The sequence below is a fragment of the Saccharicrinis aurantiacus genome (assembly GCF_001660705.2).
In the GTDB taxonomy this organism is placed as follows: Bacteria; Bacteroidota; Bacteroidia; order Bacteroidales; family Marinilabiliaceae; genus Saccharicrinis; species Saccharicrinis aurantiacus.
In genome coordinates this window covers 98,917-113,628 of sequence record NZ_LYBV02000036.1, presented here as the reverse complement: position 1 = coordinate 113,628, position 14,712 = coordinate 98,917, and the positions used below count along the sequence as shown (strand labels likewise).

Annotated in this window: 14 protein-coding genes; 7 read left to right on the top strand and 7 right to left on the bottom strand. The window is 37.9% G+C overall.

Annotated features, from left to right (window positions below; genetic code table 11):
* Positions 1 to 917: 917 nt before the first annotated feature.
* Positions 918 to 1,481: an alkyl hydroperoxide reductase subunit C gene (ahpC, locus tag A8B35_RS19335; protein ID WP_068475117.1), complete on the bottom strand. Its 564-nt coding sequence runs from the start codon at positions 1,479 to 1,481 to the stop codon at positions 918 to 920.
* A gap of 297 nt (positions 1,482 to 1,778) precedes the next feature.
* On the opposite strand from ahpC, the gene A8B35_RS19330 reads away from it, so the two are divergent.
* The 3 genes from A8B35_RS19330 to A8B35_RS23210 all read left to right on the top strand — a co-directional run bounded on the left by A8B35_RS19330 (position 1,779) and on the right by A8B35_RS23210 (position 4,328).
* Positions 1,779 to 2,702, top strand: coding sequence for a hydrogen peroxide-inducible genes activator (locus A8B35_RS19330; RefSeq protein WP_068475113.1), 924 nt, complete (start codon positions 1,779 to 1,781; stop codon positions 2,700 to 2,702).
* A gap of 352 nt (positions 2,703 to 3,054) precedes the next feature.
* Positions 3,055 to 3,924, top strand: coding sequence for a hypothetical protein (locus A8B35_RS19325; RefSeq protein WP_068475110.1), 870 nt, complete (start codon positions 3,055 to 3,057; stop codon positions 3,922 to 3,924).
* Entirely contained in the window at positions 3,921 to 4,328 is a 408-nt protein-coding gene (locus tag A8B35_RS23210) for a hypothetical protein (protein WP_139314944.1), read from the top strand. The genes A8B35_RS19325 and A8B35_RS23210 overlap by 4 nt, the downstream gene beginning before the upstream one ends.
* Positions 4,329 to 4,534: 206 nt before the next feature.
* Here the strand turns inward: A8B35_RS23210 and A8B35_RS19315 are convergent, their stop codons facing one another.
* The 5 genes from A8B35_RS19315 to A8B35_RS19295 all read right to left on the bottom strand — a co-directional run bounded on the left by A8B35_RS19315 (position 4,535) and on the right by A8B35_RS19295 (position 9,377).
* On the bottom strand, positions 4,535 to 4,750 hold the full coding sequence (locus tag A8B35_RS19315) for a hypothetical protein (RefSeq protein WP_068475104.1): 216 nt from the start codon (positions 4,748 to 4,750) through the stop codon (positions 4,535 to 4,537).
* 82 nt (positions 4,751 to 4,832) lie between these two features.
* Positions 4,833 to 5,408: a nucleotidyltransferase family protein gene (locus A8B35_RS19310; protein ID WP_171973238.1), complete on the bottom strand. Its 576-nt coding sequence runs from the start codon at positions 5,406 to 5,408 to the stop codon at positions 4,833 to 4,835.
* A 29-nt stretch (positions 5,409 to 5,437) separates the two neighbouring features.
* Positions 5,438 to 6,463, bottom strand: coding sequence for an XdhC family protein (locus tag A8B35_RS19305; protein ID WP_068475098.1), 1,026 nt, complete (start codon positions 6,461 to 6,463; stop codon positions 5,438 to 5,440).
* A gap of 294 nt (positions 6,464 to 6,757) precedes the next feature.
* Entirely contained in the window at positions 6,758 to 8,884 is a 2,127-nt protein-coding gene (locus A8B35_RS19300) for a xanthine dehydrogenase family protein molybdopterin-binding subunit (protein WP_139314943.1), read from the bottom strand.
* Between the two features lie 25 nt (positions 8,885 to 8,909).
* Positions 8,910 to 9,377: a (2Fe-2S)-binding protein gene (locus tag A8B35_RS19295; protein ID WP_068475092.1), complete on the bottom strand. Its 468-nt coding sequence runs from the start codon at positions 9,375 to 9,377 to the stop codon at positions 8,910 to 8,912.
* 346 nt (positions 9,378 to 9,723) lie between these two features.
* On the opposite strand from A8B35_RS19295, the gene A8B35_RS19290 reads away from it, so the two are divergent.
* Genes A8B35_RS19290 through A8B35_RS19275 form a run of 4 tightly spaced genes read left to right on the top strand, consistent with a single transcriptional unit; the run spans position 9,724 to position 13,900 of the window.
* Entirely contained in the window at positions 9,724 to 10,290 is a 567-nt protein-coding gene (locus tag A8B35_RS19290) for a TetR/AcrR family transcriptional regulator (protein ID WP_068475089.1), read from the top strand.
* Positions 10,291 to 10,321: 31 nt separating this feature from the next.
* Complete coding sequence (locus tag A8B35_RS19285; RefSeq protein WP_068475086.1) at positions 10,322 to 11,755, top strand: TolC family protein; 1,434 nt, start codon at positions 10,322 to 10,324, stop codon at positions 11,753 to 11,755.
* 27 nt (positions 11,756 to 11,782) lie between these two features.
* Positions 11,783 to 12,736, top strand: a complete 954-nt coding sequence (locus tag A8B35_RS19280) for an HlyD family secretion protein (RefSeq protein WP_068475083.1) — start codon at positions 11,783 to 11,785, stop codon at positions 12,734 to 12,736.
* Positions 12,737 to 12,748: 12 nt separating this feature from the next.
* The gene (locus A8B35_RS19275) at positions 12,749 to 13,900 is read left to right on the top strand and encodes an ABC transporter permease (RefSeq protein WP_068475081.1); all 1,152 of its coding nucleotides are present in this window, start codon (positions 12,749 to 12,751) and stop codon (positions 13,898 to 13,900) included.
* Between the two features lie 77 nt (positions 13,901 to 13,977).
* On the opposite strand, the gene A8B35_RS19270 is transcribed toward A8B35_RS19275, so the two are convergent.
* Positions 13,978 to 14,691, bottom strand: a complete 714-nt coding sequence (locus A8B35_RS19270; protein ID WP_068475077.1) for a hypothetical protein — start codon at positions 14,689 to 14,691, stop codon at positions 13,978 to 13,980.
* Positions 14,692 to 14,712: the final 21 nt, after the last annotated feature.

Genomic DNA, 14,712 nt, shown 5'->3' with positions numbered 1-14,712 from the left:
TATTATTAGATGTTAGATAATAGATCTTAGACTGATTAGCATAGTCACTATCTCGTATATTTTCACGCTATATTTCTTAGAATATTGCGTCATCGCGAGGCACGTGGCGATCTCAAGGCGCCTTTATTGGCCTATTATCTGGATTCTTTATTCGTTTTGTATTGGGCTGTCTGCCCAAACCTGCCTACCGGCAGGTAGGCCTGACTTCATTTTTTATCTTGATATAAAAAACGGAAGCAAAAAACATCAAGGCTGCTTTCCAAAAAACTTTCTTATTTATGGAAAGCTTAAGTGCGGCCAGGTGATTTTCGAGCAAAGCTCTCAACTTCCTGGTCTTACTAAAGCTTTCAATAAAACAAAAGCTCTTTGTAAAGAGGCCGCCTATCCGAGGCGCTTATTCTTAAGATTTCTCATTGTGCGCCTCGTCATGGCGAGGGACGTGGCCATCTCAAGGCACCTTTTGTTAGCCTATTATCTGTATTCTTTATTCATTTTGTATTGGGCTGTCTGCTCAAAACCGACAATTTACAATTCAGGTACTGTTATCTTTTTGCATCTACCTTTTTCGCCATGGTTGAGTGGCCTCTTTTTAAATGGATGCTTATTTTAATACGCCTTTTAGTAAGACTGGGAAGCTGAGGGCTTGACCCGAAGATCACCCAGCCGCACTTAAAGCGTTTTAAATTAAGCAGACTTTTTAAAAAGCAGCCGACGGGCTTTTTGTCTACTTTTTGGGCTGTAGCAAAAAGTAGAAGCCCTGCGGCTTGAGCAATTTATAATTATCAATTAATAATGTGCTTTACAGCTCTACTTGAGATTCCTTCGTTCCTCGGAATGACGTGTCGCTTACGGCATTGCGTCATCGAGAAGAACGCGGCGATCTCAAGGCGCTTAGCTAAAATCTTCTCTCTAGTTGATTAAATCACACCAACTAAATCAATACTTGGCTTTAAGGTTTCGTTTCCTTCTTTCCATTTAGCAGGACAAACCTCAGCTGGGTTAGCCGCTACAAATTGTAAAGCTTTTAGCTTACGTAATAACTCATCGGCATTACGACCCACGTTACCAGCTACTACTTCGTACGATACTATTTCGCCCTCAGGGTTCACAATAAAAGTACCACGCTCAGCTAAACCAGCTTCTTCAATCATCACATCAAATCCTCGTGATAAAACGCCTGTTGGATCGGCAAGCATTGGGTAATTAATTTTTTTGATAGTCTCCGAAGTATCGTGCCATGCCTTGTGTACAAAATGTGTATCGGTTGATACAGAGTAAATTTCAGCACCTGTTGCTTTAAACTCATCGTATGAGTTCGCTAAATCTTCTAACTCAGTTGGACAAACAAAAGTAAAATCGGCTGGGTAAAAGAAAAACACTGACCATTTTCCTAATACGTCTTCTTTTTTTACTGTTTCGAATTGATTGTTTACGAATGCTTGTACTTCAAAATCTACTACTTGATTACCAATTTGTGACATAATTTTATGTTTTAAGTATTTATATTATTTGTTCTTGTTTGAGAAACTTCTTAATATTTATCTTTCAGTTTTATTGGTCCTCTTTCTTATCAAATTATTGTTATTTTATCGGTACGTAGCTAAGGCTATGCACCTCAAAAATGCCTTAATTTGATTAAGAAATAGACTTCAATAATTCCTAAAAACAAATCTTAAGCTGTTTCTAAATTTCTGATACAAACATATTGCTCTTTCAAGTATCAATCAAACAGATATTATCTATATTTGCATAGATATAATTTATAACTCCACATTATCATGACTATACAGCAATTAGAATACATTGTAGCCGTAAATAAATTTCGTCATTTTGTAACTGCCTCTAAAGAATGTGGCGTTACGCAGCCTACTTTAAGCATGATGATAAAGAAATTGGAGGAAGAATTGGATGTGGCCATCTTCGACCGATCGAAACATCCGGTGGAGCCCACCAAAATGGGCGAACGCATAATTCTGCAGGCCGAAAACACTTTGCGTGAGATGCGAAAAGTGAAAAATATTGTGAGCGACGAAACGCAATTATTATCGGGCCCCTTGCATATTGGTGTAATACCAACGCTTGCGCCTTACCTTGTGCCACACCTTATTGGCGAGTTTAATACCAATTACAAGGATGTGCAATTATCCATATCAGAACTTACCACGGCCAGTTCTATTGCTGCGTTAAAGCGCGATGAGATTGATTTTTTTATTGCCGCCACCCCATTAGATGAATCCGATTTTTTTGAGATACCTTTATATTACGAGCCATTTGTGGCTTATTTTGCCAAGGATCATCCATTGCGAAATCAAACTTTAACGGCAGATAATATGCCCCAAGAAAACCTTTGGGTATTGGGCGAAGGGCATTGCCTGCGCGATCAAATTTTTAATTTCTGCCTAAAAACCATGCCCTATAACCAAACCTTTGAGGCCGGAAGCATAGATACTCTCATCCGCATTGTTGATAATAATGGCGGATATACGGTAATACCCGAGCTACACCTCGATTCGTTAAACGAAAAACAATGGGAAAACGTGCGCGAAATATCAAATCCTCCGGCCATACGCGAAGTTTCCATCGTAATTAAAAAAGACTTTATTAAAGAACGATTAATTAATGCTGTGGCCGATAGCGTTAAAGATATTATACCGCACCACATGTTAGATGAACGCTTGAAGAAGTTTTCGATTAAATTGTAGGTGTGCTACAGCCCTTATGGGCTGGCGATCTCACGCCCAAAAAGTCAATCTCGCACTAAGGGAAGTGAATCTCGCATAGGGGGAAGCCAATCTCGCATGGGTACTTCATGAATCTCGCATGCAGGTAAGGCGATCTCGCACCTCCGAAGGTGAATCTCGCATCAAGGATACCCAATCTCGCTAGCGAGATTCATAATAAGATGATGGTTTTCGTGATTTTTATCGATGAGTAAAACATTTTCATATCAGAAAATCATGTACTAAAAAGACTAGACTCATTAAAAATGAGTACATAGTCCTGAAAAGATTTATATTTGTTTGCTCATTTTTCACAAAACCTAAAAATCTACCAATGAAAAAAACAATTGAGAGTAAGTTCGAAATAAGGTTGGACTTCAAAAGAGAAACAGTCGACCCAAGCCGGTTATTTATTTCATTTGCAGAGATTATAGAAGGTCTTAAGGGTTTAGATCATCTAATTTCTGAGAGTGTAAATTCGAAAATAAAATCTAATATTATACTAGATGATATAGAAAAAGGGTCTTTAATAGGTAAATTCTATGATAGACTAATAGTTAGTGAAGAGGGTGCTATTGATGATGCTCATAATGAAGAAAAAATAGAAGAATTTGTTGAAAATTCTCGTGCTGAATCATTAAAATTTCTTGCAGATGAAAAATCTAGTGTTGAAGATTTAGATATCCTTAAAACTAGAATTGAAGAAATAGCTGAAGAAACAGAAATAGCAAAAACATTTAATTATTCAAAGCCTGATATTTTAAAACTAGCAAAAGTAATAAACAACATAAATGACTCAACCGAAAAGCTAAGTCAACATGAATCATATGAACTTAAAAGCAACAGAAACGAAGTTAAGGGAATAAAAACAGGCACACCAAAAATTGATATTGAAGCCGTTGAAGACTCCTTAACTGAGGATAAAATCATTAATGACTCTACCTTATTTTACTTAATAAAAAAGCCTGATTTTCTTGGGGACTCGGCATGGGGATTTAAACTTGGAAAAAAAGCAATATCCGTTAAAATACTTGATGAAAAATGGATAAAAAAATTTCATGCAGGACAAATTGTTGTAGTGCCTGGTGATTCATTAAAAGTATTAGTTCGGCAAACCTCAAAGTATAACAGAAACCGTTATTTAATTTCGGAAAAACTAGAAATTTTGGAAGTGTTGGATGTCATTCACAATAGTAAATTATGAAACTTGATAAAACAGTAAAATATATTCTTACTTCTGAATTTTTATTCACACTCTTGCCGATTATTATATTACTCATCGTCAGGAGCTATGAAGGCAACTTTAAATCTCTCTTTTTTAACACCGAGTGGTCTATAATTTCACTTATCCTTTTTGGACAATCTGTAGTAAAATTCTCATCTGGGATATCAAATTCAAATTCAAAAACAAGATGGCAGTTAGTTGCATTAACAATCTCAATAATTATTATTTTTGGACTTGTACCATCTTCAATTGTACTGGTTCTTAACTTAACAAGTGACTCCACTTCTTTAGGATTGCATATTACTCAAATAATTCTATTCTTTACTAGCTGTTTTACTTTCTTTATTGTTGGCGCAGTTGGTCAGAAATTATTAAACGAGTAAAAAACGAACTAAAGCCAATGTCTGACTATTCTGAGGTAACAAGCATACTTCTTACACGCTTAACTTATACCTTAAAAAATATAGAGATTGAGATTAAAATTCTGCATTTTTATAATGATGTAAATTCTAAGGTAAAAATACAAATCACAAAAAAAGGGTTCCGCTAGTGCGAAACCCTTTATGCCTTTATAAAAACAAGTACTCATTTATTCCTGTTTTTCTTTTTTTGAACGTTGATAAGCAGCAGCTCTATCTCTTTTGTATTTACTGCCATAAACTTTCACATGATCAGCATCGTTTCTGAAAACAAATCGACCATATTCATAAACCTCATCAACCACTTCTTTAAGTAAGGTAAATGCCTTATCACGCATTTCTTTTCGGTGCTCTTCAACATAAGCATGCCCGTTAATTATACTCAATGTTTCCGATAGACAAAGACACTGATTAATTAGTTATAGCATTTTAAAATTATGAGTACTTATATGATGCAACCTGCACAAGCTATTGATTTTGCAATAAGTTCCGATAATCCTCAGGAGTATCAATATCTAAATACCCCTTATCTAAATATACCAGCGTAACAGCATCCTTGTTGGAGCTAATAATGCTTTTTGCCCCTTTATTATCTTGTAAATCCATTAAGGCTGAAAAATACCTTTTACCAAACACAGCAGGTACACCAATGCTTTCTTCGGCTTTGGTGGCTATTATTGATGTAACATTACTCTGGAACTGCATTAATAGCTTTCGATAATGTGCCAAGGGAATAAGGGGTTGATCGGCCAAGCTAATGAGCACAGCATCATAGGTATCCATTTCTGAAATTACCTGCGTTGCCTTAGCTATTGACGCACCAATTCCCTTCTCCCAATTCTCGTTATAAATCATATGAACCGATGGTTCTGTCAGGGCATTTTCAATACGCTCTTTATGCGCACCCACAACAAGGTACACGTCCTTAGCCCCTAGCTCAAGGGCTTTATCCACCTGATGGTTAATGAGTGCTTTGTTTTTATAGCGCATCAATTGCTTGGCTTCGCCCATCCTCTGGGCTTTTCCTGCTGCTAATATTATCAAAGCTATATTTTGTGTGGGCTTTATCATCGCTAAACTGAATGTATATTGCCCATCAATTCTTTTAAGGGATGGGCATTTTTATTTCGTTGTACAGCTACTATTTCTGAACAGATGGATAAGGCAATTTCTTCGGGAGTTTCTGCACCAATATTTAATCCGGCAGGGCCATGTAATAAATCTAAAAATGCCTCATCCAAGGAATTGGTTTGAATCAGAAAATCGTTGATGAGTTTTTCTCTTCGGCCTACAGAGCCCAATAAACCAATATAACAGGCTTTGGTGTGCTGAATGGCCATCAGGTAACTTAAATCTTTTGCGTAGTTATGCGTCATCAGAATAAGCGCGGTATTGGCATCTATTATTTCGGCATTAAATTGCTCGCCCGTTGCCTGAATCACATCCGTAGCTTCGGGAAAATTATTGCGGGAGTAGGCATCAAATGGCGTGCTCACTATCAGCACATCCCAACCTAACTTACTGGCCATCTCTGATAATACCACAGCATCATATTCTGAACCAAAAATAATGAGCTGAAACTTGGCACTTTTAACTTGCTCTAACACCAAACTACTGCCATATTCATCAAGCTCAAAATTGTAGTTTGCATCAAAACAATGCAGGCTATCTTCTATTTGAATAAAAGATCTCAATCCATTTACTGAAGCCAGCTCGCGCTGATAAAAGTGTTTTATAACAAAGGGTTTTCGATTTACGATAAGAGCTTCAATGGAGAGCAACACCTCATCCTGAATAGTAAAAGGCTCAATCAATAGATATAAAGTTCCTTCGCAGCCCAAGCGGTAACGCCCATCGTAGGTCATCATTTTAGGTTCTGAAGTTTTGAACACCTCTTGTGCTTCTCTTAAAACCTCTTTCTCAACACAACCTCCACTTACTGCACCTACCATGCAATCATTTTGTGCAATAAGCATACTCACCCCTGGTTTGCGGTACGATGAGCCGTCGAGGGCAACCACGGTGGCTAAAACACATTTTATGTTTTGAGATTTAAACAGCTGATAGGCTTTTAGTATTTTTTGAAACTCGTGAGTCATTTATTTTTCCTGTTGTAGATTTCTTTATTCTTGATGATAAATATTGTCTTGGGATTTCATCCCAAACCCTGACTTCATTTTCTTGTCTTGACACAAGAAAACAGAAGCAAAAGAAAGTCAAGGCTGCTTTACAAATCACTTTCTTATTTATCTAAATCTTAAGTGCGGCCAAGTGATTTTCGAGCAAAGCTCTCAACTTCTTGGTCTTACTAAAGCTTTAGCTAAAACAAAAGCGTTATGTAAAGAGGCCTTTCTCCGTGGCGCTTATATCAAATAAGCCTATTAAAAAATGATTTACCCAAACACTTCTTTATTTTTAATAAATGGTTGCTTGGTAATTCTCACTCCTGTGGCGGCAAATATGGCATTGGCAACTGCTGCTCCGGCAGGAGGAAGAGAAGGTTCTCCCAAACCACTCGGTGCCAAATTGCTTTGTACAAAGTGGCATTCAACCTGCGGGGTTTCATTCATCCGTATCAGTCTATACCTATCAAAGTTTGTAACTGTTGGTCGGCCATCCTTTATGCAAAAATCACTATACATGGCATGTCCAATACCATCAATAATCCCACCGACCACTTGGTTTTTAGCACCCAAGGGATTCACCACTAAGCCACAATCAATGGCACAAATAACACGGGTAATCACAGGTATGCCATTTCTTAGTTCCACTTCAGCCACTTCGGCCGCATAGGTTTCATGACTAAAATATTGAGAAAAGCCTTGATACACTCCTTCGGACTGATTGCCCCAATTGGCTTTTTTAGCCAGCAGTTTTATTACGCCTTCCATTCTTTCTGGCTCATATACCAGGTGCTCATTATCGGATTTCTTTGCCTTTTCAATCAATTCTAAATGAAAGGCAATGGGATCTTTTTTAAGCTTAAAAGCCACCTCATCCAAGAAGCATTGTTCTGCAAAAGCATAAACATTAGAAATGGGTGCGCGCCAAGCTCCGGTTGTGATTGAAGATTTATTTCTAATACTCTCTAAGCGCACATTCGGTATTGCCCCAGTTGGAAAGCGATTGGCAAACCTTCCTTTTAAAGAAGTACTTCCAACTTGCCTTAACTTATAAGCACTGACCTGGTTACTTTTAATGGCTCCACTAACTTTGTAAGAAATAGCAGGACGATAGATCCCCCCCATCATATCCTCCTCACGCGAGTATACCAATTGAATGGGATACTTAGATTTGTGAGAAATAATAGCAGCCTCCGGTGCATAATTACCAAATAATCGACGACCGAAACCTCCCCCAATTCTCGTAAGTTCTAGCGTAATATCTTTTTTATCGCGCTTTAGCGCATTGGCTACTCTGTTTAAAGCATTCTGTGGGGTTTGAATGGGACCTGCTAACTTAATCCAATCGTCGGTAACATGGGCAAAAAAGTTCATTGGCTCCATACAGCTGTGCGGCAAATAAGGCGTTTCGTACACCTGCTCTATTGTGGCCTCAGCACTAGCAAATGCTTTATCTACATTACCGGTACTCTGAATTAAATCGTATTTAGAATCCTGTAACAAGCTTTTTATTTTCACATTTTCCTTTTCTGAATCGGCTGCTCTTTTGGTGGCTTCCCAAACGGGCTTTATCAGTTTTATGGCTTTCATTGCAGTGAATGTGTCTTCTGCCACAACAGCAATACTATTTTGCATAAAACTAAACGCATCCACTACACCTTGCAGAGCAAGCGCCTCTGTAGCATCAAACGATTTAAGTTTATAACCGAAGGGAGCACGCATCATGCAAGCAATCTTTTTGCCATCGTACTCATAATCTAAACCAAACAGCGGCTTACCTGTGACTATATTATTAGCATCAACATTCTTAATATTTCGTCCGATAATTGTAAAATCCTTAGCATCCTTAAGCTTTACGTCAGTAGGTATTTCAAGCTTGGCCGCTTCTTCTACCACTTCGCCTATGCCAATGCTTATATTACCATCGCAGGTAATTATCCCTTCTTTTATGGTGCATTTACTAGGCGCAACACCTGCCTGCTGAGCTGCGGCATTCACTAACATCTGACGGGCAGTAGCACCCACCTCGCGCAAAGGCAACCATCCCATTAATATGGAGGTACTCCCCACCGACATTTGACGATAGTATGCCTCATCTAAGTTGGCTTGCTTCACTAAAACCGAATCCCAAGAAACACAAAGTTCTTCGGCAATTAGCATGGGTAAGGATGTTTTTACACCTTGCCCTATTTCCGGATTGGGCGCGTAAATGGTCACAGCTCCACTTGGTGCAATCTGTATATAAGCATTAAAGTCTTTATAATTGAGTTTTGAAATATCATCGGGCAACTTGGCTGAATTCTTGCAACTTGAGAAAAGGTTAAATCCAATGAGCATTCCTCCAGCTGATAAGGCTGATACCTTTAAAAAGCCTCTTCTATCTATCTTCTTTTTCATGATTATTTAGTTTTGAGAGGAGCACTTATTGTTGTTTTAATTTTTGAGCTGCCAAAACAACTGCCTTTTCAATTCTATTATAAGAAGCACAACGACAGATGTTACCACTCATGGCCATTCTTATTTCGTCTACCGATGGCATGGGATTAGTTTTAAGAAACGATGCCGCACTCATAATCTGTCCGCCCTGACAATAACCGCATTGCGCCACATCTTCTTCAACCCAAGCCTGCTGAACGGGATGATCTCCATCGGGCGAAAGCCCCTCTATTGTTGTTATTCGCTTACGTGCCAAACTAGAAACAGGCAAACTACAACTGCGAGCTGCTTCACCATCAATATGAACCGTACACGCACCGCACATGGCAATACCACAACCATATTTGGTGCCTTTTAATTTAATATGATCGCGCAAAACCCATAACAGAGGCGTATCTGGTTCAACATCTACTTCGTAATGGTTATTATTAACCAATAAGGTATACATGGACATATTTTCTTTATTAGAATTTATTACAATAGGGTAATTCGACACTCCAATATCTTAACTTAATTACATTATTCCTATCTATACACCTGTTAATTAGTTGTTAATATGCAATCATTAAAAAAATTAATTACTCAATTTAAATCGAATTCTGCTTACTAAATTGCTAGTATCATTACAAACCACTTTAGCATTTTTTAACACTTTAGATAACTTACTCATTGTCTTTCCAATATCTCATTAAACAATGAACGTTCATTCATTATGAGCATAACACAAATGAATGAACGTTCATTTCTTTGAATAAAAGCGTATATTTGCCCACGTTAAACGACAAGTTTAGGAGATAGAAATGATTGAGAATAAAAAGATTGACAAAAAAGAAGCCATACTTGATGCTGCACTTACGCTAATTACCAAATTTGGTTTACATGCAGTAAGCATGAAAATGATAGCTACCGAGGCCAAGGTTGCCGCTGGTACTATTTACGTGCATTTTAAGAATAAGGAAGAAATGTTGGCTTCTCTCAACAATATTTTAACACAGAAGATCAATGATATTGTTGAAAACAACTTTAATGAGGCACTCACTTTTAAGGAGAACTTTAAAACCTTATGGTCCATTATTTTGGATGTGTATATCACAGACCAACGTATTCCTGATTTTGTAACACAGTACTCTTTCTCGGCCAATAATGCAGAATCAGACACCATACAACTTTTGGCTCCTATTTATAAGTTACTAGAACGTGCACAACACGAGGGGATTGTAAAAGAAATTCCAATACCTGCTTTATTGGCATTGGCTCATGGTCCCATTACTTCGCTCATAAGAATGGTGCGCAGAACCAACCTTGAGATTGAAGACATAGACATTGAAACCTATGCAGAAGCCTGCTGGGATGGCATTAAAAAATAAGTAAGTACGTATATTTTAAACGAATAATATAATGAAGAAAAAAACTCTATTGCTGGTATGCCTTTACGGCTTCTTTACTTTTGGGAGTAAGGCGCAAACTGAGGTTCCAGACAGTGTATTAAACCTGCAATATTTTATTCAGGCGGCATTAGATCACAATAAGCAGCTTAAAAATCAACGCCTCAACGTTGAGAAGTCTGACATTATTAGAAAACAAATAAGACATACTTACATCCCAACTATTGAAGCAAGCGGAACGTATGCTTATTCGAGCGGCGAAGTGAATATGGATACCGATCCTATTCCATTTAGCATCCCTAGCATGACTTTACCGGTGCCCCTACCTCCTCCAATTGGAACTTTACCGGTAACTACTCCGCCCATTAATTCAGCCATTCCGGGCATTAACGAGTCGCTAGATTATAACGGAAGTTTATGGATGGGTGGTTTAACTGCCAAGTGGACTTTATTTACGGGCCTAAAAGTGCCTTATTTAAGCAAGGCCATGAAACATAAAATTGCTGCGGAAGAAGCCATGCTTGCGCAAAGCGAAGCCGAAATTATTGCTGAAGTATCAAGCTACTACGATAAAATTGCCCTTTTAACACAGGCCAATACTATTTTATCGGAAAGTGAGAAAAGATTGGTTCGCGAAGAGGAAGTTGCCAAAAGAGCCTTACAAGAAGGCCTAATTACACAACACGATTTTCAGAAAATTGCCATTGCCAAACTTGAACTGGCTTCAAAGCAAATTGAATACGCTGGTAGCAAAAGCCTCTTACATTTAAAACTACAGCAATTAACTGGTTTATCCCTATCAATTGTAGAAGCTTTGGATGTGAACTTAGATCCGTTTAACCCAAAAGTAGGCAACGGTAGCTACCTTAACCGAGCTGAGCTAATAGCCTTAGACGAAGCTATAATTGCATCAGAATACAAGCTAAAAAGTGAAACTAGTGGTTACTTACCAAAGGTGCAAGCTTTTGCAACTCACTCGTATGCGGGCGTAAAAAATGGTGCACTAGGTCCACTAGGATTTAATGAAATTAGTGCCTACCCTATTAATGCCGTTGGTGTTGGTTTTAAGTGGGAATTGTTTGATGGTTTACATACGCACGAGCAACGTCAGAAAGCAAAAATAGAATTGCTGCAAACTCAAAATAAGAAAGAGGAAGCTGCTGAATTATTAATGTTGAATTATAACAATAGCTTAAATCAGTTGCAGGTTAACAATGCCAAATTAAACTTGCAAAAGTTACAGCAAGAGTCTGCTAAAAAGAGTTTAGAGATTTCGTACAAAGAATACCAAAACGGTTTAATTAAGATCAGTGAGTTCCTTGAGGCTCAGGCCGATTACGAAAAAATGGTACTAAATTATTACCAAACCATTTATGATCAACGCCAAAGCACTATTCAGTTATTAAATGCAACGGGCGAATTAAACAGTACTTCATTACAAAACTAGAACAGATTTTATCAATACAATATAGCTATGAAAACAATAATAAAAATTCAAATATTAAGTGTACTAGCCCTATTAAGCTCTTGTGCACCAAAAACCATCGAAGGCGAACAAGGAAAAATTAAACGCGATGCCTTAATGGTAGTTTCTAAATACCCAGGTCGCATTATTGAGATATATGCCAACGAGGGTGACAAAGTAAACAAAGGGGATACTTTATTTTTATTAGATATGCCTGAGGTTGAAGCCAAAATGAACCAAGCACAAGGTGCAGTTAACGCTGCCGAGGGTCAGTATAAAATGGCACTAAAAGGGGCTACTAACGAGCAGTTAGAGCAAATTATGGCCAAGTTAGATGCGGTTACTGAGCAATATAAGTTTGCCGAGAAATCGTACAACCGTATCAACAATATGTTTAAGGATAGCATGGTATCTGTGCAAAAGCACGACGAGGTTTACATGAAATACCAAGGTGCAAAAGCACAATATGTAGGTGTAAAAGCCAAATACGAAGAAGTGAAAAATGGCGTGCGCGATGAGAAAATACAAATGGCATTAGGAACTCTTGAACGTGCCAAAGGTGCTTTAGAAGAAGCTAACGTGGCCTATAGCGAGCGTTTTTTAGTGGCTCCACAAGCCATGACTATCGAAACCATTGCCTTACACCCAGGCGAGTTGGTGTTACCAGGTTATGGTGTGGCCAATGGTTACGAACTATCAAAAGCATACTTCCGTTTTACAGTTACAGAACACAATATTGCTAAATATAAAGTTGGGGATAAGGTAGATATAGAATCGCCGTTCACCAACGAAAGCTATAAAGCAAAAATTGTATCTGTAAAGCAATTAACACGCTATGCCAATATTACTTCAGCCTTCCCTGAGTACGAGTTAGGCGAGTCTATTTACGAAGTGAAAGCAGTACCTGCTGCAGGCACAAACGTAAATAACATGATTACCAACATTACTGTTTTACTGAAATAATAAAGCCTTAGCATGAATAATTTCTTTTCGTTAATTAAAAGAGAGTGGAAGCTCTTTACCAGCAACTCCGTTGTTGTAGCCATATTTTTGGGTGCTCCGCTCTTGTATGGTTTATTACTGGGTGCAGTATACAGCAAAGGTAAAGTAGATAATTTGCCGGTTCTTGTGGTTGATATGGACGATACACCCATGAGCCACAAAGCCATTGAGATGCTTGATGATACTGAAGTACTCACCGTAGATGTGGCCTTTAATACGGCTGATGTTAAAAATTTGGTGATCAGCAATGGATACGATGCTATTATTACGATCCCAAATCGTTTCGAGGCAGATATCATTCAAAAGCGTCATCCAGAAATACAAGTAGAGGTAAATACCGCCAATATACTACCTGCCAACTATGCCGCCAAAGGTATTCAAGTGGCTTTGGGTACCTTAAATGCGGGTATCGAAATTTCTAGTCTTACTAAAAAAGGAGTGCCTGCTGTAACTGCCAAAGAGCAATACGAAGCCTTTGGTGTAAACTACGCACGCTTCTTTAATAAATCGGCCAATTACATGATGTTCCTTTGGCCGGGTGTTTTGGGTGTAATTATTCAACAGGTGTTTATGTTGGCTTTGGCCTTGAGTTTTGCTCGTGAGTTTGAAGAAAAAACATTCTTCAGCGAATTTTATAGCAAGGTACAAAACCCATGGATGGCTATGTTCATCAAATCTGTACTGTTCTGGATTATGGGAGCAGTCATCATCCTATTACTATGGAGCATGTTCCCACTATTTAAAGTGCCACTGCATGCTAGTCCATTAGCACTAGTTAGTCTATTATTGGCTTTAATAGTATCAGTGAGTTTTATGGGAATAGCAGTTAGTTTGGCCATTCCAAGTCAGCTAAAAGCTACGGAAATACTTATGGTAGTAGCCACGCCTAGCTTTATATTAAGTGGATTTACTTGGCCTCTATCGCAAATGCCCGAAAGCATTGTGATGCTAGCCAAAACCATTCCGCTTACGCACTTTCTTGAAGGATTAAGAAAGGTAATGCTTTACGATGCCAACTTTAACGATGTGTTGCCCGAACTAAAAGGCTTGCTATATATAACATTGTTTTTTGCCATAGTTTGCTACATCATATTTAAAATAAAAGCCCGCAAACAAAAAGCCTAATTCATTCCGATTTAAATAACAATAATTGTAGAGCTTGTCTGTTAAAGGCAAGCTCTTCTTTTTAGAAGCTATCTAATTTAGAAGCCTACTTTTACAGAACCTCCTGTGATATTTTTAGCCCCTGGATTATCAAAAACATGCCTACTATTCACACCCACTTTAACCTTGGGGCTCACTTTATACATTAACGAAGCTCCTACATTTGATTGTTCAAAAAGATGATTACCCACAAATGGATTACCCTTAGGTCCTGCCAAATACTGACCTTCGGCTTTAAATGTTAATCGCTCTGTGATAGAATAATCAAAACCAGCATGCCCCCCAAAACGATAATAAACTTTACCATCCAAAGCATCAACCTCCGTAATAAATAAACCATTTGCAAAAAAGGTTAGTTTATCGTTAGAAATCCATCTAATTCCTAGCGTCAAAAAGTAATACTCTCCTATTCCTAAAACCTGATCTTTTTTATTTCGATTATAAACATAAAGGTCATTGTGTAGCTTGTAAGTTCCGTCTATATCATAAAAATCGCCTCGTACTCCACTAATTGTATTCGCAATATTAGGATCTACCTCAGCATCCACTTCAACTGTGTTTAATTCTATTTCTTCAGAATTAACACTGTTCAACATTATATTTTGATAATTTCTACTAACTCCTGTGTTTTCTGTTTCTATTTCTGAATCTATATTTAACGAATCGGTTTTAGTACCACTATTTTCTTGTGCTACAAGCGTACCTGCAATTGTTATAAGAAGGAGCAAAAGAGCATTATGTTTATTAATCATGAGTTAAGGTTTAATGAATAA